This is a genomic window from Providencia sp. SP181 (assembly GCF_050446505.1).
In the GTDB taxonomy this organism is placed as follows: domain Bacteria; phylum Pseudomonadota; class Gammaproteobacteria; order Enterobacterales; family Enterobacteriaceae; genus Providencia; species Providencia vermicola.
The window spans coordinates 82051-107415 of the sequence record NZ_JBBPXM010000007.1 but is presented as its reverse complement, the minus strand read 5'-3'; the positions used below and the strand labels follow the sequence as shown (position 1 = coordinate 107415).

Sequence of the window (25365 nt, the reverse complement as noted above, 5' to 3'; positions counted from 1 at the left end):
GTTAGCACCCACAAGAGTGCCCAATCTGTAATTCAAACTCGACCTCACATACGGCTTCTTTATATGGCCAGTTTTGTAAGATTTGTATCGCTTTTTCGGCAATTTTATCAACGGGTTGGCGGACTGTTGTCAGCGTAGGAACCGTATATTCAGATTGAACAGTACCGTTAAAACAAACCAGTGCAATATCCTCTGGAACATGCACTTTTAGCTCCGCTAACGCCTTTAAGCAACCGAAAGCCTGTAATTCATTTGTTGCAAAAATGGCTTCTGGCAACCCAACCTGCTGCATTTGATAAATTGCCTGATAGCCCCAATCGCGCGTATATTTCCCCGCTAAAATCCATTTTTGCTGTACTTGAAGGTTTGCTGTTGCCAATGCCTCTTGCCAGCCACTAAAGCGGTCTTGCGTATTAAGCATCTCATTTGGACCGCAAATAATGCCAATATTTTTATATCCATGCTCTATCAAATGGCGGGTGATTTTATAAGCGGCAAGTTTCTCATTCACTTGGATCGTACTCACACCTTCTGAAGCTTCCACCCTATCAAGCATCACACATGGTGTGCCTGACGACTGAATCAGGTCAATATAAGGATGCCTATCAACACTGGTGTAAATCAGCCCTTCAACTTGCCGTAACAACAAATTATTAATTAGCTCTTTTTCGCGAGCTCGCGAATCACCTGCATCCCCAAGTAATAAAACGTGGCCATGTTTAAAAGCTTCCCTTTGTAGTGCATGGGCTATCGAAGCCAGAAAAGGGTTTGAGATATCGGGGATCACTAGTCCATAAGTCTGCGTACTGCCTGATGCAAGTGCTTTTGCAATCCCATTGGGGCGATACCCCGTTTTCTTGATTGCTGCTAACACTTTTTGTTTTGTTGCTTCCGCAACGGGACGGGGACCGTTATTTATCACATAACTGACCACCGCAACCGATGTTCCCGCTTCGCGGGCAACATCTACCCGCGTCACTTTACGGCTATTTGCATCAGACACTCTGCATTCCTTATTCTGTTACCCTTACTTTCTCCAAAGAATAGCAGTCGTCTGGTCTTTTATATACCACTTATATGGCATCTTCAGGCAAGTTAAGGTCACGACCTCGTGTTTCTGGTGCAAAGAATGTTGTCACGAGCCCAATACACGCCATTCCTATGAAATAAATCGCAATTGGCCACCAATGCCCTGTCCAAGACAATAATGCCGCAGCGACCAGAGGCGCAGTACCACCAGATAAAATAGAACCGAGTTCTTTAGCGAAAGCCATTTTAGTATAGCGATTACGTACGCCAAATAACTCCACCCCCCAAGCTGCTTGTACCCCGAAAATCCCCAGTGATGCTAACCCCATCCCAACCACAATCGTTGGGATAACAATCATTGGTTCACGGGAATCGAGCAACATAAAAGCAGGCACGGCATACAGCATCAACAAGAAGCAGAACCAACGGTAAACAATACGACGACCAAAGCGGTCAGATAACCAACCCGCGAATGGAATAATGGCAAACCCCAAAATTGATGCGATTAATACCGCCGTGGTGGGAACGGATTTATCCACCAACAATATTTTTGTGACGTAGCCAATAATAAAACCTTGAGCAAGATAAGACGGGCCATTCTCGCCAATTCGCAAGCCAACCATCGTCCAAAATGCACGAGTTTTCTGCCAAAATGAGCGGTTATCAACAGCATGGATGATGGTGTCTGATTCCAATGCTTTACGGCGCTCTTCTGCGAGCAATTCTTTTTGGCGTTCAAATACGGGGGTTTCACGCATATGTTGGCGGATAAATAATGCGGCTAACGCAATTAAAATGCTACCGAGGAACGGAATACGCCAGCCCCAAGACATCAGGCTTTCCTTGTCCATTTGTAACACTATCAGCCAAATCATGGAGGCAAGTAATGTTCCACTGTTTGAGCCGAGCGCAATAATCGAGGAAACCAAACCTCGGCGTTTTACTGGTGCATACTCACCCAACATCACCGTACCACCAGATAACTCAGCCCCTGCACCTAACCCTTGAGCAAATCGCAAAATAACCAAACAGACTGGCGCCCAAACACCAATTTGTGCGTGGCTAGGTATCGCACCTATTAATGTGGTCGATAACCCCATTAATGCAATCGTGATCACCATGACCATTTTTCGGCCATGCTTATCACCTAACCAACCAAAAAACAATGCACCTATTGGGCGGGCGATAAACCCAACTGAATAGGCTGCAAAACTTGAGAGCAATGCCATAATCGGCGTCGCATCAGGGAAGAAAACATCACCAAAAATGATACCTGCCGCTAAACCATAAAGAGCAAAATCTGCGTACTCCATGGTTGTTCCTAACCAGCATGAGAAAATCGCTCGGCGGAAATCTTTCTTCCCTTCTGGAGTATTTAACCGCTCTTGTGCAGCTTGTTGATTAGTCTCAACATTTGATTGTGTGACCATAGTCATAAACCCTTGGTATTGGCGCAAAGCCGATTAATCAAGACAATATAGTTTGTGATTTTATTTACTTAAAGCATAGTCTACGCGCGTAGAATTAAGCAAACGAGGTGATCCTATTTTGTGAGCGTTATCACTTGATGATAGAAATATGAAATTTATATGACTGAAAATACAGGGGGAAATGACTGAAGGTAAAAACAGAAACCTCTCGAGCCCGCTAAGGCACAAGAGGTTGAGTCTCTAAAAATCGTTATTCTACCGCTCTATCTAAACGAATTTTCCGTTCTTCATAAATAGCGACAACGCCTAACATCACAATACCTACCGCTGTTGCAGCAAATAATAAATAGAAAGTATCTGACCAACCATGCAATGTGAGACCGCCCAGTGAAATGCCATCTCCTTTTGGGTCTGCAATACGGGAAACAAGAACTTTTGCCATCCCGTCGCCAAACAGGTAACCAAAGAAGCCAGGAATGGAGTTAACCACCGCTGTCGCACATTTCGGGGCAAAACCGATAATGGAGATACCAATTAAAATCACGGGGCCAAAAATAAAGAATCCTTCAAAAAACAGCGCAATATAGATTCCCCAGACACTGGTCATGTTCTGATAGGCTATCAATGGGAAAATCACTGAAATCATACACAACATGCCGAGCAACGCACGTCTTCCCCCCATTTTATCAGAGACATAACCCCATGTTAGTGAGCCTAAAAAGCCACCAAGTTCGAGCGCCGTGATTGTACCAATCGCAGAAATATCATCCCAGTTGAGCGCCATTTTAACATACGCCACACTCCAGTTGTCCACGCCAATCCGAATGGTGTACACACACAAGTTCGCAAAGCACAAAAACCAAACAGCTGGGTTTTTCAGCACATACTTAACAAAAATATCACGCTTAGTCATGCTTTCTGCCGCGGTATCTGCTTTAGACACAGGCTCATCAAAAATCTCTTCTGGCGTATTCCACCCTAACTCCGACGGATCATCTTTCCCGAAAAACAGGCCAAAAGTTGCGATAACAGCGGCAAATAAAATAGGGAAAATAAACATCCCTGCCACATTACCGTTAAAGGCGTATTCCATTCCAAACAAAGCAATAGGACCAGCTAGGATTGCACCAATATTATGAGAAGCATTCCACCATGAAATATAACGACCTCGATTCTTTCTTGGCGTCCAGCGGTTAATGGTTGAATTTGAGCAAGGCCCACCGGGTGCTTGGAATAACCCAGTCAGCGCCCAGAGGAAAATAAATATCCCCAGCGAATGCCCTGAAGATAGCAAGAACATCCCTATGGCAAATGAAGAGGCGCAGGACAGCAATAACAAGAAACTGAGTATCTTCTTGGTATTCTTCCCGTCAATATAATAGGAAAGTAATACCCGCCCTAAGCTATAGGTGATCGAGAAACCGAACCCTACGGTGCCTAAATCACTTAACGTAAAATCCGTTTGTTCAATAATAAATGGTGTTGCTGCTTTGAAGTTATAACGTAAAAAGTAGATCCCTGTGTAGGCGAGGCACATCACCAAGAAGGGTTCCATAAATTTGCGTAGCCATAAATCACGTTGTACAGAGAGAGGGACCTTGCCAATCGGGAGTCTTTTAATATCAAAAAAGGAAAGTTTAGAACTCATTTTATTGCCCTTTTATCGTTCTTAATTATTCTAATTATTTTATTTTTTAACTACTTAAGGAACGCATCAAGTTGCTGATAAACATCAGGACTCGACGCTAAAACATAACCGCCTTTCATCAGAAAATCGGGATTCGAAGAATAATCATTGGTCGTGCCGCCTGCTTCTTGGATTAATAACAACCCAGCGAGGCAGTCCCAAGAGTTGAGGTGTGGTTCGAAGTAGCCAATCAGCCGACCTGCCGCAACGTAAGCTAACATCAATGCCGCCGAGCCATTGCGTACAAACATGCCGTTCGCATGGAGTAACTTATCTAGAAATGGAATAATAGTTTCAGGTGACATTCTGGTTGAAATGCCCACACCTAATAAACCTTCATTTAGTGAATGGGCAGGGTTCGCGTGCACACGTGTTTGATTGCAATAACAGCCATAGTTTCGCATTGCATGAAATAGGTCATCATGAACGGCATCATAAACTGCCGCAATCACTGTATTTTTGTGCTCATCAAGCAATGCGATGGAAACACACCAAGACGCAAGGCCAAAAATAAAAGCGCTGGTACCATCAATTGGGTCAACCACCCAGGTATAGCCTGACTTTCCTTGAGAAAAACCGCCTTCTTCACCAAAAATGGCGTCATCAGGGAAATGATGGTTAATTTTTTCGCGAATAAAATTTTCTGTGTTTTTATCCGCAACTGTAACAAGATCTTGCCCATCACCTTGTTTCTTTTCAATATTTAATTGCCCACGTTGATGGTAATAAACAACTGCCAGCTTCCCCGCGTCTATAGCAACTTTTTGAATGAACTGATACCTGCTCGAAATAGCGTCCATTTCAACCCCCTAAATTGAAATTATTATTTCGAACATTACATTTGTTGAACTATTTATTTTGTGATCGATTTCAAGGCATGAAAAATTAATGTTAATTTTATTTTATAAAAAATAGTTAATTTCGATGTTAGCTTATTGATATAACGATGACTAATCTCAAATTTTATATTTAAGAAATCAATTATTAAATTTCTATTGATAAAAATTAGAAATAAATAATTCAAAATATCATCTTTTTATGATTACTCTAGCTAAAAGACTTAAGCGAATTAAAAGAGAAATGAAAAGCCCAAAAGCCACTTTTTAAATATCCAGTGGCTTTTGGTGTTATTTCACATTTGAAAGGTAATCGACGATATCGCGTAAATAACGCCACTTCATCCAGACTTCATCATTAATTCCCTGCCCAGTATATTGCTCAATAGCAGTGATTAACTCTAACATTTCCAGCGAATCAATATGTACGTCTACGATCAGTGCAGAGTCCATAGTGTAGCTATTCGTGATCCCTGAATAAGTCCGTATTTGCTGGATTTGCTCCACCAGCCATAACCAGTGAATGTTATTTGGTTTAATATCCATTTAGCCCCTCACTGGCCTGTGGTGTAAGCATCTTTTTTGCTTTGATCGCGCGTCAATGCGCCTCGTTCCGTTAATGTCACCGGAGTCTCGCTATTCGGCAGATAAGACGCTGTATCTACAACCACTTTTGTTGCTTCACGTGTACCACGATAAATTTCTTTATCCGATTGACTACGTGTTAATGCGCCCTCCGTTGATAATGTGACTTTGGTGGGCACTTCGCCGTTTCTTAAGTAGCTCCCTAAAAGATGACCATTTTTAGGTAAAAACTGCTGTATGGCCTCTTGTTTGGCTGATTGACGTTCTGGCTTTACCTTTGCCTGTGTATCTTGGTTGCCACGCAGCGTACTGGCAACAAAGCCCTTGCTCTGGTAAATAGAGTTATCCACCTTTGGAAATTCGTAATCAACTTCTGGTTCTTTCACAGGTGGTTGATTTCCGTGTAGCGTGCTCGCAACAAAGTCCTTGCTCTGGTAAATAGAGTTATCCACCTTTGGAAATTCGTAATCAACTTCTGGCTCTTTCGCGGGTTGGCTTAATATCGTGTGCGACAGTTTCGCTATAAATTGATTTTTGACAGGTGCTAATACGGGAGCTTCGCTCTGTTTGGTCTGTTTAGACTCTTCGAGTGACGAGTGATCCACTTCGGGAGATTCATGACTGATCTTCGTGATATTTTCACTGAGTGGAGAACTAAAGTAATAGTTATTTGTTGTGTTGTAACTACCTGATATATGACTGCTTGTCAAATCCGAGGATTGAGGCAACCCCCTTGCGCCATCAACTTCGTCCCCTGGTGGTGACGATAACGGCTGGCTTTCTACTTTCGGTATTACGGCTCGCTCTTCCCAATTAACTTGCACTTTTAGTGTCTTAACAATTTCTAAGCTTTCTTCCAATATACTGAACATATTGTGCATATAATGGGCTTTATCAACAGATGGGCCATTTCCTGCGTTCTGATAAGCGCTATTTAAAACCGAGATTTCTGCTTGTTTATGTTTATTCTGCTCAGAGAGTAAACAATTATCCATTGAAAGCTGTTTTACCATTTTCTCTGGTAAGTGCTGTTTTAAAACATTTTCAAATCCTGGCCTAACATAGGCCTCTTTAAACCTTTCTCCCATAACAAGAAAATGATTACCTTTAATACCAGACAAAGATTTCTGGATGTTTTTATCGAACAGTTCCAATGATTTTTTAAGGGTTGCTTTAGAATTATCATTCGTTGTTTGATTCAAACTCTGAACCATGTTTGCGGCGGACTCTAATAACCCATCCGCCATTTCATGAGGTTCCAGTAACGTTAAAATAATCAAACTACTTTCAGGGCGGTAATGCATAGCTTGTTGAGTTATATTTCCCATCCCTCCAAAGTTTAATGCATTCATCACCATTTCCGCTGTGATATCATAATCACTTTTATTTAATAGCTCAGAAATAATAGAAGCCTGATCGTTAACATTGAGATTATGCAAATCCTCTTTATTCATATTTGGTGTTTCGGTTTTTATATTACCTTCTCGGTTTAATGGTAATGCATCTGTTGAACTAGCAGGTAGAACAGAGGAAATATTATGTGCTATTGAATTACTATTATTAACTAGATTTCTAGTCATGTCCATGCAGGGAGTTGCTGCATTTTTTGATGTAGGAGATAAAGCTGGCATTATACAATACCCTCACAATAAATTATGATTTAATAAAAAATTGTCGTACTTATAAATTAAAAATTAACTAAAGCACTATTATTTTGATTCAAGTCTCTAACTAGTTGAATGAGTAACTGAGTTAATGTCTCAAAATGGCTATTATCTTGCCGAAATGTTTCTAATAACCGGGAAACACTATTATTAACAGCATTTTTTTGGCTATCTATTGCTGTTTGCATACTTTGAAATTGCTGAGACTGAACTTGTGCTCCATCTGCCCACCCATTAAGACCACGCACAGTATTAAATATTTCTGCAATAGGTTTAAGGTCTGGATATATTTTTACATGTGTACCTGTTTTTTTAACTATAAAACCTTGACCCGATAATTTTTTCTCCCAAAATTCGAAAACGCCATTTTCTAATGGTAACTCTAGAAGGGGTGTCGCTTGGCTCTCATCAAGACTAAAGCTATTAAAATGGCCATCCAAGTGATTAGCATCATTTGGATTTCCTGTAAAAGGTCTCCCAGAATACTTTGCAGCGGCACTATTTAAATCTAAGATAAAACTTTTCGCATAGAATTCAATTTTACCATCGCTCCCCGCTTTCATATGATTACTTAACTTACCAATCGCCGTATTAATATCTTGCATAAACTGAGTCGATGCTTTAATTAATTCACCATACTGTTTTTGATAGTTATCATGAATATTCACAATCATTGTTTCTAACCCCTTAATATGAGGTCGACCATCAATTACAGTGTCTGATACACTTCGTTTTTCACGTTTTAATGCTTTATATGAGTCTGAGGAAATCTTTGAAACTAGCTTTGTATGGCTTATCTCCTTTTCAATATCGTTAAATGAGACTGATTTTCTATAAGAAGCTTCATTCAACTCCAAACCACCCAATTGTCTCGCTAGCACCATTCCTTGTTTATAAAGATCTGCGTCTAAGTCTATGGCAAATTCATTTCCATCCTGGTGAGTTATCGTTTCCAGCTTTCCAACAACAACTGCATTCTTTACTTCTGGATACCCAATATAATTTCGTTGAAATATTACTTCCATGGTTAGCCCCTTACAACACTCTGGAATGTTCGCAAATTGGCTTCTCTAATTTCACGTAAATACTCACTCATTTGCTTCACGAGGTCTTTATCTTTATCTACTTGTTTATCTTTATCTGCTGAAATAGTACGTGCGATATCAGCCGTCGCCTGTTGCTTCATTTTATTTGCTTCTTCTTCTTTAACGCTAATTTGAGTCCCTGATGTCACCATTTGCCCTACATTATCGGATAGGCGCCCGCCTTGCTCTGCTATGCTGCTGTATGTTCTCGATTTATTCACAATACGATCATGCTCTTGGCTTTCCGCCAGCCCTAACTTATTAGTCCTTTGTGCAGATTCTGTATTTCGTTGATTTACTAAATTTTTCTGAGCTGAACTTGGGCTGTCCACCATATCTATTGAGCTGCCATCTTTACCTTTAAGGCTAATCGTATTATTTTTCGTCGAAGCCCCACTTTGACTCAATGCCTTCAAGTTATCAGTTAAAGCGCTATTCTGGTTCGCCTTCACCAAATTAGTATTTGTCGATTTAAGTTGTGTGTGCAGTGATTTAGCTTGAACCAACCCACTTCCCAAACTCACAGCAAAAGAAGTACAGAACCCTGCCAATGAACTATAAAATGCTTTTTCACCTTCTTTAATGGTAGAGTCTGCAGCGGCTTCTACCATTTTGGCATTTAATGATAAGAAATCGGCACTAATTCGACGATCGGAGATATTCAGTTCAGATAATACTTTACGAACAATTGAGCTTAACGCTAATAATATATCACTGCTAATAATCCCAATGAATTGGTTTGATTTTAATTCTCCTGTCGACTTAACTTCATTCTCTTTAAGTTCCACATTGCTTTGGCTATTATTGAAAACATCTTTAAGTAATGAACTTCCTAATATTACCTGTACGGCAAGCCCTATTTGCTTTATTTCTATTTCATCAGGTAATTGGGCTGTCTGGAAGGCTTGCTCGGTAATATTTATCTCTTCTGCTAATACTTTAGCCACTAATTGCTGCATTTTTTCTGGTGTAATCGTAATAAATTGATGAACATCCCCCAGTAATGCCATTCTTTCTGAAGCACCTAATAAGGTTAATGCCTCTAATATGTGCTCCACATTAATATCTTTTATTGCGATCGCTTCTTTAAGTTCAGTTTTTTCTGTACTGATTTGTTTCACTAACAAATCGATTTCTTGTACCGTTAATACTTTTTTAGGTGTAATACCTTCTAAACTCGAGTCATTTAATGCTGCCGATATAATCGAAGCATGGTTAGTGGCTAATATATTTATAATGCTTTCTTTATTAGTATTAATTTCCATTTTTTCCTCTCAGTTTTATCCAAAACGTGCCATTTTCGACATTTCAACTTTTTGGTCATTCGACTTCTGAAGAGAGCCCAAAATACCGTTGAACATTTCACTTAATTTCTCGGTTTCTTTTGACATTGCTTTAATAAGAGCATTGAGTAGCTCTGTTAATGTTTGAATTGACTTATCATTCAGCATCATACCCGCCAACATTGCCTTCATATCACGCATATTCGCGGCAGCATCTAAACGTAGTCCACCCGTTGCTGCCGTATTTGCAATACTCATAACAGCACCAGTGCCTTTCATTGCAACCTCAAGACGAGCCATGCCCACACTTTGTTTATTTACGCTATCAACGACATGCTTAGCACTTGAAGACACATCAGTAATATCATCAAATTTGTCTGACAATTTAGCGAATTTGGATAGATTTACCACGCTATCACCACTGTCCGCGACTGAGTCACCGACCTTCACCATTTGGCCACCAATGGACACAACATCTGACGATTTATCCGCTTTATCTGCAATTTGGCTAACCGCTTTCGCAGTATGTTTTACTTCATCAAATTTATCCGACAATTTAGCGAGTTTAGAAAGCTTTGCCATACTATCAGCGCTATCTGCTACTGCGTCACCCACTTTTGCCGCTTTACCGAGTGCACTGGTTAAACTTTTAGGCACTGATTTGATAATATTTTTTATCATTTTCGGTATATTTTTTATCATGCTCGGAATACTTTTTATCGCAGAGCCCATTGAGAGCAAGGAAAGTGCCAAAAAAGCAATTGCCGCGACAATCATGCCAACAATGCTGCCAATTTGTTTAGCCTTCTCCTCTGGTACACCAAACTCAATCAGCATGTTCGTCACAGCATAAGAAATTTGGTCAGCTAACATTTGCATTAGGCTGCTATGACCTGTTTCTTCTAATACAATATCTGTAACCGCTATCGCAATCCCTATAGCAGCAACGGCTAATGTAAGCGGCGTTGCTGCCCCAAGCGTTGCAACTGTGGCAATAACTGAAACAGCCAACAAAATATAACTAAAGATTTTACTCGTGCATGAAGCCGCTTTATTCGCTTCAGCCGCTTTACGTTCGGACGCCTCCGCTTCTTTCGCTTTTTTTTCCGAGTCTCTACGAGAAGCCTCATTGATTTTCATCATGACTTCTTCTTGTTCTTTCATGTTACGAACAGAGTCTTCGCTAATCGCTTTTTTGAGTTGAGCTGTCAACAAGGTCAACAATGCCAGCGTGTTTTCCCATTTATCACCATCCAGCTCAACATTTCGAGGGGAAGTTTCTATAAATTGAGTTAGTTTGTTACGGTTATCTTCAGAAATCTTAGTTAACTCGATAGATTTATCAGCTAACGATTCAAAATCACGTTGTAACGTATCAATTTTTAAATTAAATTCACTTTTTTGATTATTTAATAAAACAGATGAGGCTTCCAATGTTGCTAGTTCATTGGTTAATTGATTAAATTGTGTATTCAACTCTGCAATCTTTGCTTCAGCGGCAACTTCAACTAGATAGGCTTCCTCTGTTATCGGCTTTTCTAAAGCGTTTATCTGCGCTAATATTTTTTTATTTTCGGCTAATTCAAGCTTAATATTAGCCAAACGATCTTTATTATTCGTAATGGTTTGTTGAAGATTTTTTTGCTTATCTGTGATGCCGTTTAACTGTTCTTTCGCGAGATTTAAGTTTTTTTCAACCTCTAGGGTCTGAATAGTGTAGCTCTCAGCTTCCTTTGTTGAATTTGCAAATGAATTAAGTAATTCACTACCTTGCTGACGTAAAGACTCTGATTCGGCATTGATTAATTCAAGTCTATTTTTTAATTCACCTAAGTTACCTTCATGTAATAATTGGCGCAGTGTTGAAAATGTTTCAATAAGTAATGCGGTTCCATTAAAGCCTTTTTGTGATTTTGAGCCTGCTATTTGTGGACTCATTTTCATCATCATCATTTTTGGTTTTAATAATTTAGGAATATTTTCATTGCGCTGCTTCTTCATCTGCTCTGTAGATGTCAACTCCTCACAGGCTATTTCTAATGCTAATACTGATTTAACACTTTCATCTCCAGTCCCTAATGGGTTACTGTTTTGTAAAAAGGTATAAATATTTTTTATTCGTTCATTATTACCAAGGTTTGTAATATCGACCATATCATTTCCTCGTTATATTTTAGAATCTGTTGAATCCGTTTTTTCTGGCGAGTCTTTCTTTAATGCATTTAAATAGGCTTGTGATTTTTTCTGTAAGTCGGCATCAGTACTACTTTCTAAAACACTTTCAAAACAGTGCAACGCCGCACTACTTTTTTTCATCATTAAATTGCATTGCCCTGCATGAAACAAAGGCCTGTAATCATTTTTAGCTAACACAAATGCCAAAGCATATAACTCAGTGGCTTTGTCATAACGTTTCGTTAGTTGGTAAACAGCAGCTAAACCCATCACATAATCTGTGTTATAAAAATCATATATACTTAAAAAACGAAAAAAGGTTTCAGCCTCTTTTAACTTTCCTTGTTGATAAAATTCATAGGCATAAGAATAAATTCCCTCCATTGTACTTTGTGGGATCCCATGAATATCTTTATAGGTTGAACCTTCCATTAAAGCGGTAGTGATACTAGAAAGTAATGCTTCCATATCAATATTTTGTGTTTCTTCATGTTGAGTGTTATTCATATATTTACCTTTGTGTTAAACTTTAATATATGATGAAAAATAAATTTATTTGCATCATAATTAATCAAAAAAATCTCCGCTTTAAAAAAACGATTTTATTTATTAATTTATATTTATTATTCGTCTTACTTTATAAATTCGTCATTTATTTATCATTTTCCCCTCGAGTAGATTATCAATATCTACCCCCATGCGAATAAGCTCAACTCGAATTAGCCACGAAACAATATTCATGATTTCTTCTAATCCAGTTTCATCAATAAACCTATCTTTTTTATAACTTCGCCATATTTTTCTTGCTAAAGGAATATCTCTAACAACAGGCACTCCCTGTTTTTCGGCATATTTTATGATCGCTTTTGCTTGTAACCCTCTACTTTTAGAAAATAAAAAAGGTAGCGGTGCGATATCAGGGTCATAATAAATGAGCAATGCAATATGCGTTGGATTAGCCATCACAAATGTAGAATTACGAACATTTGATTTAACTTCTTCAGAAAGTAATTCTTGATGTAAACCTCGTCGCGCACTTTTAATCTGAGGGTCGCCTTCATTGTCTTTGTGCTCTTTCTTTACTTCTTGTTTTTCCATTTTTAAGTTTTTAATAAATAAGAAAAATTCAGTAATCATATCAACGATAATAATTAGCAAGGCTACGGCTAAAAATACAATGATAAAGGTCGTTGATAAATCTGCCCATTGCTGGATCATGCCTTCAATGGTAGTACGATAAAGCATAAAAATGTCATGTCGCCAAAGATAGAAAAAAACCAATGCGGAGACAATAAAGACAAGCAAGTATAAAATAGCTTTAATAAGTTCTTTTAACGAGTTCAAAGAAAATATTTTTTTTAGACCTGCAATAGGATTTAATTTTGTTAAATCCAGTTTTATTGCCTCTGTCGCTAGCCTAAAACGACTCTGTAATAATGAGACCAACGTTCCAGCTAAAAAACACGCCAATAAAATTGGTAATAAAATACCAATAAAAATAATAAAGAATTCCCAAAGTAATGTATCAATATTTATATTATTTGGAGACAGTAATATCTTTTTTGTTAATAGACCCAAGTCAGATAAACTTGTCATACCATCAAAGATAAAAGCACTAACGACTAATACAATCGCGGCAACCGAATCTTTGCTTTTATAGCTTTGTCCTTTCTTTGCTGAATCCTTTATTTTTTTATCAGTAGGCTTCTCTGTTTTTTCTGCCATAATAATTAAACTGTATACCGTTAATTAGAAAGAAAAATCGTATTCAATGGCGTTAATGAAACCATATTCATTAATATATCTGGTACTTCATTCTGGAAATAAAGTAAAAATACGATAAATGCAATTATTGATTTTATTGCTAATGATAATGAAAATGCATTCAACTGTGGGCAAAAACGGGAATATAACCCAAGAGCTACCTCGGTAATAAATAAGGTTACAATTATTGGAGCAGCTAAAATCACACCTTTAAGAACCATACTATTTAGCCATTCCCCTAATGCTAAGCTATTAAAAGAGGAAAAACCTTGTCCCAGCGGTAGTAAATGGTAACTCTGAGCAAATATGGTTGAAAGTTGGTACATTCCCCCTTGAGATAAAAACACCATGCACACAATATAGCTCAAGAATACAGCCAGCTCTGAAGCTTCAGTCCCACTTGCTGGGTCAATAATACTACTGATCGTTTCACCTCGCTGCGTGTCAATCAATTCACCGATCACATTAGCAATCATGAAAGGTAGGCCTAAAATAAAAGCCAATGTTAAACCAACAACGATTTCAAATAAAAAAACTTCAGCTAACCCTGCTTGCTCCCCTTGAAGATCTACTCCCATAAAAAAAGGCCACAACCCCAAGGCAATATAAATCACGACACAATTTTTAATAATCCCGCCATTTAGCAGTTTATTGCTAAAAAAAGGCAAAAAAAACATAACAGGTGCAATTCTTAACCAAGCTAATGCTAACTTAATTAGTCCTTGCTGGAACAAAAAAAATAAATAGGATGCTAGCGAAACTAACTCTTGGCTCATTACAGTAGCCCTACCGCAGGGATCGCCATACGGATCGCCTCCGTGGCATAATTCATCACTTTATCGGCTAACCACCCTGAAATCATAAATAGTGAACCAAATACCGCCAATAATTTAATACCAAAAGGGAGAGTTTGTTCTTGAAGCTGAGTTACCGTTTGTATTAATCCCACTAATAACCCTACTACTGTCGCAACAATAACTGGGATCGCAGATAAGATAACAATTAATAACATCGCCTTATTACTAACATACACGATTTCGTCCATATCAATATTCCACGTCAATGCTGAGCTAATTCAATATATTGCATCACCAACCCCTTAGAGATTAATGTCCACCCATCGATAGCAACGAATAAAATTAATTTTACAGGGATAGAAATCGTCACTGGACTCATCATCATCATACCGAGTGCAAGCAAAATACTGGAGATGACTAAATCAATCACCACAAAAGGCAGGTAAATATAAAAGCCAGTTTCAAATGCGGATTTAATCTCACTGAGCGCATATGCAGGTAATAAAGAAAATAAAGTTGGAGGCGTACCATCCTCATGAATTTCTTCTTCACTACGTCCCTGCTGTATTGACTCAAAAAAATTAACTAGCTGTGGTTCTGAATATTTCTGTAAATAGCTCTTATAGCGCCCCAGTCCATCATCAACAAAGTGATCTATTGACTCCACATTGCTAAAATCAACACTTTCTTGACGCATATAATTGTTCACATCTTGCAATACCGGCATCATAACAAAAATGGATAATAATAAAGCTATCGCATTTAATACCATCGTTGATGGTACCTGTTGCACGCCTATCGCATTACGCACCATAACTAATACAATCGATATTTTTAAATAACACGTACCTGCTGCAATAATAAAGGGGAGTAGTGTTGAAAATGCAATAAGTGCTAATAAAGGTATTTCTTGTGGAACCGTTGGCATATTATACCCTTTTATCACCGAGACTAATTATGCGGGTAATTTCTAAGCCTAATTCACTCTCACCATCTAAATAAATCAATTCTCCTTCTGCCACTAATTGCTTATTGGCGTATATCTTTACCTCTCGTTCTTTATTTTCACCAATGGAAAATACTGAACCAAGTTGTATATTACCAAGCTCTGTAACAGGAATATCACTGTGGCCAAGTACAAACGTTAATTTAATACTCATATCTGCCATATTAAATGGACGTTCAATTTCATCTTGATAATCGTCCACCAATTGAATATTTTCACCCTCTTCTGGAGACAATATTTCTTCAATCATAAATAAACCTTCTTCTTGTTTTTGAAACCGTGCAAATACACGTTCGCCAACCAACATATGCAGTTGTAATTGTTGAATACAAAGCGCATCACCTAACGCTAAAGTACGCAAGAGTGACAAGCTAATATGGCTGTATCCTAAAACCCAATCTGCCGATACTGAGACATTAGTGATGCCATTATCGGCTTGCTCTCGCACCGCTAGGCCATCAAATGGAGTACACAGCAGTACCTCACCGAGACAGGTTTCTTTTGCCGATAATCTGAACCCTTGAATATCATTACCATCAATGATTTCTACCGAAGAACATGTAAACCGCCCCTCAAAAAAATGTTGATGCTTGTTTTCAAACATAAAAACATTGCACAGCGTATCAACACTCAAGTTACCCCACGCGTAATGAACAAGTTCTGGCCAACGATGCTGACACCATTTTTCAATCTGAACTAATACGTTTACTCGCTGCAATTTATTCTGTAAACACACTCTAAAATAACGTTGTCCTGAGTGAGTGAGAGAATTAACCACATCAACGTGATATTGCTGCTGCCAAATTTTTAGTTGCTTTTCTTGCTGACCAACTCGTCGAATTTTCAACATACTTAATCGTCTTCTTGCTGATGCTGTTCCTGTTGTTGCCTATGCTGCTGGCCACGTTCTTGGTCTTGTCTGAAATAAATATTTTTCTCACCACCGAGTAAATACTTATTTTCTTGTAAGCTATGCTGCACTTCACGGCTCTGTGTTGTGGCAATAAACTCTGTTTTTGTCGCCAATTCAAAGGTCACAGACGGTGTATTTTTCCATTGATGGAAGGTATAAGTTAACGTTCGCGGCAAAGTCTCTTTAATGTGAGAATCCGCAATTGCAGCGCTATGACCTGCCCATTTATCTATCTGAGATGCCACAGAAGATGACTCACGTGCTACTGATGTTTGAGCCTGAGGTTGTACCGTGGTTCCAAGTTCCGTAGGCCCTAGACTATTTCGAGATATATTAATGACATCAATATTTTCATTCTCTTGTAAAACGGACTGGTTTTTCTCACTTTTCGTCAAATCTTGTATGACGCGCTCTTGCATTATTGCAGAACTTAATTTAGCAGTAGTATCGGACTGCGGATCTTTAACTGTAATTTCGGGTTGCATATTCACGTGAGCTTCCTGAGCAACTGTTTTTGAGTGTTCAATGCCCTGTTTACTTTCTTGCATACCCATTACTAATCGCTCTGTTGCTGGATTTCCTCCCACTTGATGGCCGTCATTCTCTAATACCATCGATGGTTTCTTCGCGAAAAAATCACCTTTCGATTCTCTTTTCAACAACAGTGAGTTAACTATTATTTGCTCATCAACATAATGAATATCAGGCAGTTCAGATGAATTCCCTTTCTCTTTTGCCAATGACATCAATAACTGGTTCGGCTTCTGAACAATATTGTTATTTGGCGCTAATGGGATGCCACTCATATTGAATAAAGGAATTTCATCATCTAACAATTCATAATCCCTTGATGTTTCTTGTTGGTTGCAGAGCTCTATTTCATCACCTAGCTCCAAAAGAGTTTCTGTTTGAATTTCAGGTTCAACTACTCTGTTAAATAAATGCATGTCACAAGAAATAGCTAACGGTTCCTCCTGTAATATCGGCACTCCCTGCCCCGTGAAAAATGAGAGCTTTGAGTCATTATTCCCCCCCACTAAACGACCTTTATCTTCTGATTTAGCACCTGTATTTTTTTCAAAAACACTAGCGGCCTTCATCGCTAGTTTTTGATAAGAAGGTATATTTCTATTCGCTGCTGTTGGCTGGCGATAACGTTGTCCTGACTGGTCGCTTCTTGCTGGTAATTCAGCGGCACTACCTATTGTTTTTTCATTGTGAAAAGGTTTAATGACGGACATGAACAAATAGCTCCTCTATTTCATGTTGTTGCTGACGCTCTAATTTTAAGCACTGTTCAGCTCTCTGCTGTTTGAGATATTTTTGGAATTTTTCACACTTTCGATGTAATACAAGTGATTGCGCTTTTATTCGTTCAGCTAACAGCTGATATTTTTCGATTTGCGTCAACATGCTATCGCTTTGATACTCATATTGCGCAATCTCGGCCAATACCGCCGCTTTCAAACGCTGTCGCTCCCAAAACTCAACGGGTTTTAATTCTTGGGACTTTTCATACAAAACAACCTGCGCCGCTAAAATTTGAGTACGCTCTTTTATACTCAGCAAATTTTGTTGTAATTCACAAATAGCTGTATTCAGCCTTCCTTGCTCTTGCCGAGTTTTATCTAAACGGCGCTCAACTAGCAGCAATAAATTCTTTACACTCATATTGTTAACTGATGGAGCTGATTGAACACACTTTCAAAGTCACTCGATTCCCCCATGCCTTGCTTTAAAAACTGTTCAATTTCAAGTTGTTTGCTTAGCGCTCTATCGTTATCACTGTTTTCACCTTCTTTGTATTCCCCTAAATCCAAGTACAGTTGTAATTGTTGTAATGTGCCAAGCATTTCACGTACTTCAACAGCTGCTTTCGCCTGTTCTGGGGATACTACCTTCGAGAAAACACGACTAATACTTTGTAAGATATCAATTGCTGGATAATGCCCACGCCCCGCTAATTTGTGGCTAAGATAGATGTGACCATCGAGGATCGAACGAATTTCATCGCCAATCGGGTCTGCTTCGTCTTCACTTTCCAACAAAACAGTATAAAAAGCAGTGATAGCTCCGTGCTTCACACGTCCTGGGCGCTCTAATAACATCGGTAATTGTTCAAAAACAGAAGCAGGATAGCCTCGTCTTGCTGGCAATTCCCCCGTTGCTAACGCCACATCCCTTAACGCCCTTGCATAACGCGTCATTGAATCAACGTATAACAAAACATTGCGCCCCAGATCCCGATAATACTCAGCAATTGTGGTAGCTAATAATGCGGCATTACAGCGTTCAACTGGAGGGCTATCCGATGTGGCATACACCAAAATAGTCTGGGCGGCATGAGGAGAGCTTTTTAGCTCTTCGATAAACTCAATAACTTCTCGACCACGTTCGCCAATTAAAGCCACTATATGAATGTCAGCATGAGCATGGTTGATAATCATGTTCATCAATGACGTTTTTCCGCTACCCGCGGCGGCAAAAATACCAATACGTTGCCCTAAACCACATGTTAGTAGCCCATCAATAGCACGAACCCCCGTGGTTAAAGGCTCATTGATTGGCCGCCGTTGTGTGACACTAATTGGCGGGTTATCAATACGTTGTAAGCGGCTATTGAGGCTTGTTTCTTCCCTTGAACTTTCAGCCAATTGACCAACTTGCTCACCTGATGCATCAAAAATTTTTCCTGCCAAAGACTCACTTACCGGAAATACAAAGGGGTAACCGCTAGGGCGAATTACGACTTCGCGTGTTAAACCTTGTATTCGGCCAATCAAGCTCAATACCGTTAAACCTTCTTTAAAACCCACCACTTGTGCTTTCGCAATGATCTCTGGATGAGAAATTGAGCGTTCAATGAAACAGATTTCACCAATGAATACCCCTTGCAAAGGAGCCTCAATCAAACAACCGTGAATGCGCGCAGGATGCGCGCAGATATCAAAAATTTTCATCATCTATCAAGATAATTTAGGCTGAAAGTTGAATGCGCAATTCATTCGCACGCTCAAAGAATTCATCAAAACTATCTGAGAATACTGAGTTTTCATTTAATGCAGACTCTTTTAATACCGCAGATAAAATAAAATTATCATCCACCAAGTTTAATGCAGGTTGCCCTGGTTGAAAATTACGTGGTGCATATTCAACTATCGACTTTAATAATAAACTGCTTACTGATTCTAAGCGGCTATAATTACATGGAGTTAAACCGCACCAAATAATAATATCATCTGAAGAAAGATCGATATTAATAGCAGGTGAATCATTCATCTCTAATTGGATATTAGTATGGCAGTCTAAATCTGGGTTAATTAAGTCACTACGTCCCTCTGTAGATAAATATTTATTTAATGATTCTATAAATCGATATTTCATATTTTACTCCTTATTAATTAAATTGTTTTAATCACATTCACTTTCACGGTTTCAGAGACTTCGTTGAAAGAAAGCACTTCTAATTCAGGAAATCGCCCTTCCAAAATTTTTTTCACAAAACGACGGATATCTACGGGTACTAGGATGTTGACGTCTCTAATCGACAAATAACTATTTTCTAAGGCCAATTCCGCCGCTTGAATTAATTGATTACTGGTTTCTGGTTCAAGGTGTAAATACACCCCCCCAGAAGATTGGCGGATCCCTTGACGAATGGTGTCTTCAAAATCTGAATTGACCATCAGTACATTGAGCCGCCCATCAACCGCAAATCGAGAAGAAATGTAGCGAGCCATTCCACTACGAATATGCTCCACCAACATCAGGCTATCTTTTTCTTTTGGTATCCATTGCACTAAATTTTCAATAATCAACTTCATATTCCGCACGGATATTTTTTCCATTAATAAACGTTGGAAAACTTCAGTGACTTTCTGCACCGTGGCATGTCGATAGCATTCTTTTAACAGTTCAGGGTATTTCTTATCGAGATCATCCAGTAAATTTTTTGTTTCTTGGATACCAAAAAACTCATTAATATGGCGTAGCATCAAGGTACTAATGCAATCAATCATTTCTGTTACATCATCACGGCTAAATAGGCCAAGTTGCTCAATCTTTTCTTTATCTCGCTCAGCAAACCAAAAACTTGTCGTACCATATTCATCGGTATATTCAGTCAACTCTATACCAAGATGAACTAATTCTTCTGTTTGTGTTAATAAACGATGGCCATGGAAGCAAATACTGTATTCACCAGCTTTGACTTCATTGATTAAAATGACGATTTTGTTCTCAGGTACAATAGGTGAATAATTAATCGCAATATCGGGTATCCGATATCCATAGCGAATAAACACATCCTTCTTCATTCTTGCTAGAAAATTATGCTTTTCTAAATGCGGCTTGTACTCTTGATTAACAGAAATAATAATTGGCAATGTTTCAGGAATATATTCTTCTGCAAGTTCCTGATTAGCGCGCTGAGTTTCCCCTTCTGTCACATCTGAGTTAACACTTTCCGTTTCTTGTAGATCTTGTTGTGGCTTTTTCTTGTAGCTTTTATAGTAACGTACAGAAAACAACCCAAATAACAGCGCCGAAAGGAATAAAAATATACTGGTTGGGAAGCCTGGCAAGAACCCCATGAATAACACAATTAATGCCGTAATTAATATCGTAAAATCATTAGCAAATAACTCAGAAACGATATTTTCCCCTAGGTTTTTATCATTACCACCCACCCGAGTCACAATGAAACCTGCACTTATCGAGATTAATAGAGCAGGAATTTGAGCAACTAAACCATCACCTATCGTCAATAAGGAAAAAGTATTCAACGCCGTTGATATATCCATCCCTTGTTGAGCTGTACCAACCGAAATGCCACCAATTAAATTGACAAAAATAATCACGATCCCTGCGATGGCATCCCCTTTAATGAATTTCATCGCACCATCAAACGAACCAAATAACTGACTTTCTTTCTCTAGATCACTACGTTTTTCTTTAACTGTAGCTTCATCTATCACACCAGCACGTAAGTCTGCGTCAATACTCATTTGTTTGCCTGGCATCGCATCAAGAGAAAATCGTGCAGCCACTTCGGCAATACGCTCTGAACCTTTCGTAATCACGATGAACTGTACAATCGTTACGATGGCAAAGACCACCATACCAACCACAAGATTATCTTGAATAACAAAATCACCAAACGTGGCAATAATATCACCTGCATCCGCCTCTAATAGAATTAAGCGGCTTGTACTAATTGATAAAGCTAATCTAAATAATGTACTAATTAATAAAATGGATGGAAACGACTGAAAATTAAGTACTCGAGTAATATAAAAAGAACTCATAAAAACAAGTACTGAAATCATAATATTCAGGCCTATTAATAAATCGACCAACACCGTTGGTAATGGGATAATTAACATAGCGATAACCATCACCATAATCACCAATACCATTAATTCAGGTCGCTGTCGGATCTGTAATAAAAACCCTGTTATATTTTTCATAGACTGATAAATTTCCTATTTATTTTTTTTCTGTTGTTCTTTAGCCAAAATATCGCTCATATATTTTTTTAAAGATTCCAATAATTGTTCTCTCTCTTCCAATGATGGAAAAACCGCTACAGGGATCATTGAAAAAGCCAATAGTAATAACTGCAAAAATTGAGCACGTATTTCGGTATGAGCAATACGAAGTTCTTTATTAATAAAAGAAACTACTTTTTCTTCAAATATTGTTTGCCCGCGGATCCCGCTGGTAAAAACTTGGCTAAGAGATTTTTCCAATATAGGCTTATTTATATCAATATTATTTTGAAAACATGCTGATAAAAAAAATTGCTGACTAAATATATGGTCAAGTGATTGTAATTCTCTTAGCCGTCCCACCCGAATAAAAAAATTACCAAATTCACTGACATTGACATCTCCCAATGGCAAGGCCTGCAAATCACATGCCAATGCTCTAGCGAGATAGCGCATCATATTTTCACGTTCTTGAAACTCTAACTCTTCAACCCACTGTTCATATAAATAAACCACAGGGCCATCATAATTAATAAACTCACGATAAACAGCCCTCAGGTTCCCAGCACTTTGTTTTAGTTTTTCAGCAAATGCTTTCGCTAATAGGGCTACATTTGCACCAGCTTGAGCACTACGCGCATTTTCATCATTCAGAAGAGACTCATTTAATGTCTCGAGGTTGTTAATTTGCTCCTGCTTTAACTTTCTTCGATGAATTAATGTTGCGAGCGCCATTAATAAATCGCTTTGGTCTGGGAAAAACTGCAACAATAATGCACGTAATTGCTGCGGTGTCATAAGCTGCTTATTTAGCAATCCCTCGATTCTCATCACTTTTTCATCCGCATCATTATCTAAAATGCGTTCAGAAAAACGAGTCCATTCCTCTTCAGGTGCCTTTCGGGAGTTTCCTCGACGCACATGGCTCGCAGCTAGCATAGCCATTGATGCGTATTCACTACTACTATCAATGACACCTAAACCACGAGCAACCTCGTCGCTATCATCACTATTGCTCTTTGATGATGCACGGCTTTTATCCTGGGTGTTGGATAAAAACCGATTACTGTAATTCATCGGCGTTATTGCCATGATTCACTCATATATTGCTGCAAAAACTGTACCGTGCCGTGCAATTGACTATCACGTTGAGTGATACGTGTTTTTTCTGAAAATTGCCGACCATCCCACGCTTCATTTTCATCCAATAAACGTGGCTGAATAAGGAATAGGCGAACCATTTTCTGTTGGTTAACTGAGGAACTACTAAATAACCCGCCAATCCAAGGGATATCCCCTAATCCAGGGATTTTGCTTTCATTTTCAATATATTGCTCACGAGTGTAACCACCTATCAGTAAACTACTGTCCTGCGCAATCCGTGCAACGGTATTAATACTTGTGCGATTAATAGACGGCAGCCCTTCAACGCTGGAAGCCTTGCCATCACTGCCATGGCTTTGTGCACCATCTTCAATATTCACTTCCATTTCAACTTGCTGACCCGCTGAAATACGAGGCATGACACTGATCATGGTGCCGTAAGTCACTTGCTCTAACGTCGCAATACGCTCACCTTGTAATTTGGCGTAAAAACTGGTGTTGTTATCAAATAATGCGGGGATATTTTCTTGGGTTAGTAAAACGGGGCGAGACACAATACGTCCATCTCCCTTTTTACTTAACGCATCTATCTGTAATAGAAAGTCTTGGCTATTGGATAATGTGCTGCGGTTAAAGGCCATCGCCCCTCGCCCCGCTTTATATGATCCTACTTCCCAACTCACGCCTAAATTATCTAACTCAGAACGAGTGATATCGATAATCCATAATGAGAGTTCAACTTGGCGGCGACGTACATCTAGTGTACGAACAAGCTGTTTTACATAGTTAATTTGCTCTTGGCTGCCCTTAACAATTAAGCTATTACTATCTGGATGAGCCACCAATGAAAGCGCGTTTTTACCCGAAGAGCGGTTAACAATAACCTGCTTTTTTTCCTGCCTTTCTTCCCCTATTGGCGCATCCATCAGTTCATCAATTGAATCCCCAGATACATTAAGTTTTGCAGGCTGGATGTTAACGGTTTCATCTACCGTATTGCCACTATCTTTAAGCAACGTACTAATAACTGTCAGCATGCCAGGCACCGTCATACTCTGACCGCGGGATGAATATGTCCGGTCGGTGACAGAGGCATGTTTCAATGAAATAACAGCAACTTCACTGCTTGTTGACCCTTCTTGGGTTAGTTGTTTCTCAAGATACAATGTAGCCGCTTTAATAAGCTCAACATACAGAGGGGGCCCTGAAATAAAGAGCAAGTTATCAGCACCTTGGGAACGTACAGGAAAACGTTCATCATAAATTCCATTACGCTGAATATAATTAAGTACCTGCCCGCTGCTGACTTTATGGGTTGGCACAAGCGCACTACGCATTTCACTATTATCGTAAACATAAATACTGGCGCCATCGTCATACCATACCAATGCAATACGACGAGTTAAGGCTTTGAACATTTCGTCAGCATTGGCAAGATTAAAATTACCCGTGACTTTTTTCTGTGCGGCTAACTTGCTTAAAATAATCGGCTTATTTAATTGCTCCGCGACAGCCTCAAAAACTTTACCAACGGCAATATTATTCGCCACGAACGTATCATTGCTCTTTTCTTGTGCCATCGGCTCTGCAATGAAGGTTTCAGATTGAGCCGAATGAACATTGACGCTCAACAAAAGGAGTGCAATAAATATTGCTCCCTTTCTTTTACTGCTCATATAAATTTGCTCCAAGGTGCCTAATCTCTGAAGGAGTTAGTCCCAACTCTTTCTTAAGATCATTAGTGAAATGAGAGGCTGAGCAGTAGCCTGCTTCTAGTCCCACATCTAAAATTGAGCCTTCACTTTCAATTAATTGCAAAATCGCGTTTGCCATACGAACACTCATTATTTTTCGTTTTGCTGTTTTATTAAAGTTTTCTCTATAAAGTTGCCTAAAATAAGAAGCAGATACACCATAGCGAGCACAAAGCTGATTGATATTGGCATTTTTATCATTTTGCACAGCAGAAAGAATAAAACGCATCATGCCGTAAGCTTCGTATTTACGTAATGTATTACACCAAATTTCAAACTCTGGCTGCTCTCGAATAACTAAATCGATAACAACATTTTTAATAGATATCTCTGTAAAAAACGCTTCATCTAATGGAATAAATTCTTGAGTTATTTCATCATTTAAATAAAGCTTATCTTTTTTTGAAAGAAAAGATTGCTTCATTGCAGTATCAATAACAGCAAGGATTTCAATTAGCTCAGACAATTCTATTGAATAAATTTCCCAGTCAGGATTCGCTGATTTATCCAACGCGTCATCATTAGCGATAAATATAGCGTTTTTTTCAAATTGAATATTTAATTTTGAATATGGAGATTTATAACTAAAAGCCGCTCCCTCTGCAAAATTAACTGCCAGAAATAATTTATCTTGTAAAGAAAAATAGAGATTTCCATTTTCTAATAATGCAGCAATATCTTTCTTTGACATTATATAAGCCCTATCTATTGGTTGATTTTAGAGCAGATTGCAGGACACCTTCCCAAAATACAAAGGAATAAAA

General features: G+C 38.8%; 23 protein-coding genes. All 23 read right to left on the bottom strand.

Translation table 11 applies throughout. The annotated features are described in order from the left end of the window. Position 1 precedes the first annotated feature (1 nt). Positions 2-1003, bottom strand: coding sequence for a LacI family DNA-binding transcriptional regulator (locus tag AABS66_RS13455; RefSeq protein ID WP_430225029.1), 1002 nt, complete (start codon positions 1001-1003; stop codon positions 2-4). 70 nt (positions 1004-1073) lie between these two features. Continuing rightward, positions 1074-2459, bottom strand: a complete 1386-nt coding sequence (locus AABS66_RS13450; protein ID WP_206085122.1) for an MFS transporter — start codon at positions 2457-2459, stop codon at positions 1074-1076. 250 nt (positions 2460-2709) lie between these two features. Beyond that, positions 2710-4107 (bottom strand): hexose-6-phosphate:phosphate antiporter, encoded by a 1398-nt coding sequence (gene uhpT / locus AABS66_RS13445; protein WP_206085123.1) that lies wholly within the window; start codon positions 4105-4107, stop codon positions 2710-2712. Positions 4108-4157: 50 nt separating this feature from the next. Beyond that, positions 4158-4946 carry an inositol monophosphatase family protein gene (locus tag AABS66_RS13440; RefSeq protein WP_206085124.1) on the bottom strand — a complete coding sequence of 263 codons (789 nt, stop codon included), beginning with the start codon at positions 4944-4946 and terminating at the stop codon, positions 4158-4160. Positions 4947-5273: 327 nt separating this feature from the next. Continuing rightward, on the bottom strand, positions 5274-5528 hold the full coding sequence (locus AABS66_RS13435) for an acyl carrier protein (protein ID WP_272538892.1): 255 nt from the start codon (positions 5526-5528) through the stop codon (positions 5274-5276). Between the two features lie 8 nt (positions 5529-5536). Then, positions 5537-7198 carry a hypothetical protein gene (locus AABS66_RS13430; RefSeq protein ID WP_430225028.1) on the bottom strand — a complete coding sequence of 554 codons (1662 nt, stop codon included), beginning with the start codon at positions 7196-7198 and terminating at the stop codon, positions 5537-5539. A gap of 56 nt (positions 7199-7254) precedes the next feature. After that, positions 7255-8256: an IpaD/SipD/SspD family type III secretion system needle tip protein gene (locus AABS66_RS13425; protein ID WP_430225027.1), complete on the bottom strand. Its 1002-nt coding sequence runs from the start codon at positions 8254-8256 to the stop codon at positions 7255-7257. A 2-nt stretch (positions 8257-8258) separates the two neighbouring features. Continuing rightward, positions 8259-9581, bottom strand: a complete 1323-nt coding sequence (locus AABS66_RS13420) for a type III secretion target, IpaC/SipC family protein (protein WP_206085128.1) — start codon at positions 9579-9581, stop codon at positions 8259-8261. Positions 9582-9596: 15 nt separating this feature from the next. Continuing rightward, positions 9597-11753 (bottom strand): type III secretion system translocon subunit SctE, encoded by a 2157-nt coding sequence (gene sctE, locus AABS66_RS13415; protein WP_206085129.1) that lies wholly within the window; start codon positions 11751-11753, stop codon positions 9597-9599. A 12-nt stretch (positions 11754-11765) separates the two neighbouring features. Next, entirely contained in the window at positions 11766-12281 is a 516-nt protein-coding gene (sicA, locus tag AABS66_RS13410) for a type III secretion system translocator chaperone SicA (protein ID WP_206085130.1), read from the bottom strand. Between the two features lie 141 nt (positions 12282-12422). Next, positions 12423-13499, bottom strand: a complete 1077-nt coding sequence (locus AABS66_RS13405; RefSeq protein ID WP_430225026.1) for an EscU/YscU/HrcU family type III secretion system export apparatus switch protein — start codon at positions 13497-13499, stop codon at positions 12423-12425. Between the two features lie 20 nt (positions 13500-13519). Further along, complete coding sequence (sctT, locus tag AABS66_RS13400) at positions 13520-14314, bottom strand: type III secretion system export apparatus subunit SctT (protein ID WP_206085132.1); 795 nt, start codon at positions 14312-14314, stop codon at positions 13520-13522. Beyond that, positions 14314-14583 carry a type III secretion system export apparatus subunit SctS gene (gene sctS, locus AABS66_RS13395; RefSeq protein ID WP_206085133.1) on the bottom strand — a complete coding sequence of 90 codons (270 nt, stop codon included), beginning with the start codon at positions 14581-14583 and terminating at the stop codon, positions 14314-14316. The genes sctT and sctS overlap by 1 nt, the downstream gene beginning before the upstream one ends. Before the next feature lie 14 nt (positions 14584-14597). Then, positions 14598-15263, bottom strand: a complete 666-nt coding sequence (locus AABS66_RS13390; RefSeq protein ID WP_430225025.1) for an EscR/YscR/HrcR family type III secretion system export apparatus protein — start codon at positions 15261-15263, stop codon at positions 14598-14600. Position 15264: 1 nt separating this feature from the next. Further along, entirely contained in the window at positions 15265-16191 is a 927-nt protein-coding gene (locus tag AABS66_RS13385) for a FliM/FliN family flagellar motor switch protein (protein ID WP_430225024.1), read from the bottom strand. Between the two features lie 2 nt (positions 16192-16193). Beyond that, positions 16194-17495, bottom strand: a complete 1302-nt coding sequence (locus AABS66_RS13380; RefSeq protein WP_430225023.1) for a hypothetical protein — start codon at positions 17493-17495, stop codon at positions 16194-16196. Further along, entirely contained in the window at positions 17482-17925 is a 444-nt protein-coding gene (locus AABS66_RS13375) for a hypothetical protein (RefSeq protein WP_430225022.1), read from the bottom strand. The genes AABS66_RS13380 and AABS66_RS13375 overlap by 14 nt, the downstream gene beginning before the upstream one ends. Then, on the bottom strand, positions 17922-19214 hold the full coding sequence (gene sctN, locus AABS66_RS13370) for a type III secretion system ATPase SctN (RefSeq protein ID WP_430225021.1): 1293 nt from the start codon (positions 19212-19214) through the stop codon (positions 17922-17924). The genes AABS66_RS13375 and sctN overlap by 4 nt, the downstream gene beginning before the upstream one ends. 16 nt (positions 19215-19230) lie before the next feature. Continuing rightward, on the bottom strand, positions 19231-19638 hold the full coding sequence (locus AABS66_RS13365; RefSeq protein WP_206085139.1) for a type III secretion system protein: 408 nt from the start codon (positions 19636-19638) through the stop codon (positions 19231-19233). A 17-nt stretch (positions 19639-19655) separates the two neighbouring features. Beyond that, complete coding sequence (locus tag AABS66_RS13360) at positions 19656-21722, bottom strand: EscV/YscV/HrcV family type III secretion system export apparatus protein (RefSeq protein WP_430225020.1); 2067 nt, start codon at positions 21720-21722, stop codon at positions 19656-19658. 15 nt (positions 21723-21737) lie between these two features. After that, complete coding sequence (gene sctW / locus AABS66_RS13355; RefSeq protein ID WP_430225019.1) at positions 21738-22835, bottom strand: type III secretion system gatekeeper subunit SctW; 1098 nt, start codon at positions 22833-22835, stop codon at positions 21738-21740. After that, entirely contained in the window at positions 22826-24523 is a 1698-nt protein-coding gene (gene sctC / locus AABS66_RS13350; protein WP_430225018.1) for a type III secretion system outer membrane ring subunit SctC, read from the bottom strand. The genes sctW and sctC overlap by 10 nt, the downstream gene beginning before the upstream one ends. After that, entirely contained in the window at positions 24513-25292 is a 780-nt protein-coding gene (locus tag AABS66_RS13345; protein ID WP_206085143.1) for an AraC family transcriptional regulator, read from the bottom strand. Before AABS66_RS13345 ends, sctC begins: the two co-directional genes overlap by 11 nt. Between the last annotated feature and the right edge of the window lie 73 nt (positions 25293-25365).

Coding starts and splice junctions, on each gene's coding strand:
- AABS66_RS13420 (WP_206085128.1), bottom strand. CDS start 9,581: ATGGAAATTAATACTAATAAAGAAAGCATTATAAATATATTAGCCACT.
- sctC (WP_430225018.1), bottom strand. CDS start 24,523: ATGAGCAGTAAAAGAAAGGGAGCAATATTTATTGCACTCCTTTTGTTG.
- AABS66_RS13345 (WP_206085143.1), bottom strand. CDS start 25,292: ATGTCAAAGAAAGATATTGCTGCATTATTAGAAAATGGAAATCTCTAT.
- AABS66_RS13390 (WP_430225025.1), bottom strand. CDS start 15,263: ATGCCAACGGTTCCACAAGAAATACCTTTATTAGCACTTATTGCATTT.
- AABS66_RS13375 (WP_430225022.1), bottom strand. CDS start 17,925: ATGAGTGTAAAGAATTTATTGCTGCTAGTTGAGCGCCGTTTAGATAAA.
- AABS66_RS13405 (WP_430225026.1), bottom strand. CDS start 13,499: ATGGCAGAAAAAACAGAGAAGCCTACTGATAAAAAAATAAAGGATTCA.
- sctS (WP_206085133.1), bottom strand. CDS start 14,583: ATGGACGAAATCGTGTATGTTAGTAATAAGGCGATGTTATTAATTGTT.
- AABS66_RS13435 (WP_272538892.1), bottom strand. CDS start 5,528: ATGGATATTAAACCAAATAACATTCACTGGTTATGGCTGGTGGAGCAA.
- AABS66_RS13385 (WP_430225024.1), bottom strand. CDS start 16,191: ATGTTGAAAATTCGACGAGTTGGTCAGCAAGAAAAGCAACTAAAAATT.
- sctN (WP_430225021.1), bottom strand. CDS start 19,214: ATGAAAATTTTTGATATCTGCGCGCATCCTGCGCGCATTCACGGTTGT.
- AABS66_RS13430 (WP_430225028.1), bottom strand. CDS start 7,198: ATGCCAGCTTTATCTCCTACATCAAAAAATGCAGCAACTCCCTGCATG.
- sicA (WP_206085130.1), bottom strand. CDS start 12,281: ATGAATAACACTCAACATGAAGAAACACAAAATATTGATATGGAAGCA.
- AABS66_RS13440 (WP_206085124.1), bottom strand. CDS start 4,946: ATGGACGCTATTTCGAGCAGGTATCAGTTCATTCAAAAAGTTGCTATA.
- AABS66_RS13360 (WP_430225020.1), bottom strand. CDS start 21,722: ATGAAAAATATAACAGGGTTTTTATTACAGATCCGACAGCGACCTGAA.
- sctW (WP_430225019.1), bottom strand. CDS start 22,835: ATGGCAATAACGCCGATGAATTACAGTAATCGGTTTTTATCCAACACC.
- AABS66_RS13380 (WP_430225023.1), bottom strand. CDS start 17,495: ATGTCCGTCATTAAACCTTTTCACAATGAAAAAACAATAGGTAGTGCC.
- AABS66_RS13450 (WP_206085122.1), bottom strand. CDS start 2,459: ATGGTCACACAATCAAATGTTGAGACTAATCAACAAGCTGCACAAGAG.
- AABS66_RS13365 (WP_206085139.1), bottom strand. CDS start 19,638: ATGAAATATCGATTTATAGAATCATTAAATAAATATTTATCTACAGAG.
- uhpT (WP_206085123.1), bottom strand. CDS start 4,107: ATGAGTTCTAAACTTTCCTTTTTTGATATTAAAAGACTCCCGATTGGC.
- sctE (WP_206085129.1), bottom strand. CDS start 11,753: ATGGTCGATATTACAAACCTTGGTAATAATGAACGAATAAAAAATATT.
- AABS66_RS13425 (WP_430225027.1), bottom strand. CDS start 8,256: ATGGAAGTAATATTTCAACGAAATTATATTGGGTATCCAGAAGTAAAG.
- sctT (WP_206085132.1), bottom strand. CDS start 14,314: ATGAGCCAAGAGTTAGTTTCGCTAGCATCCTATTTATTTTTTTTGTTC.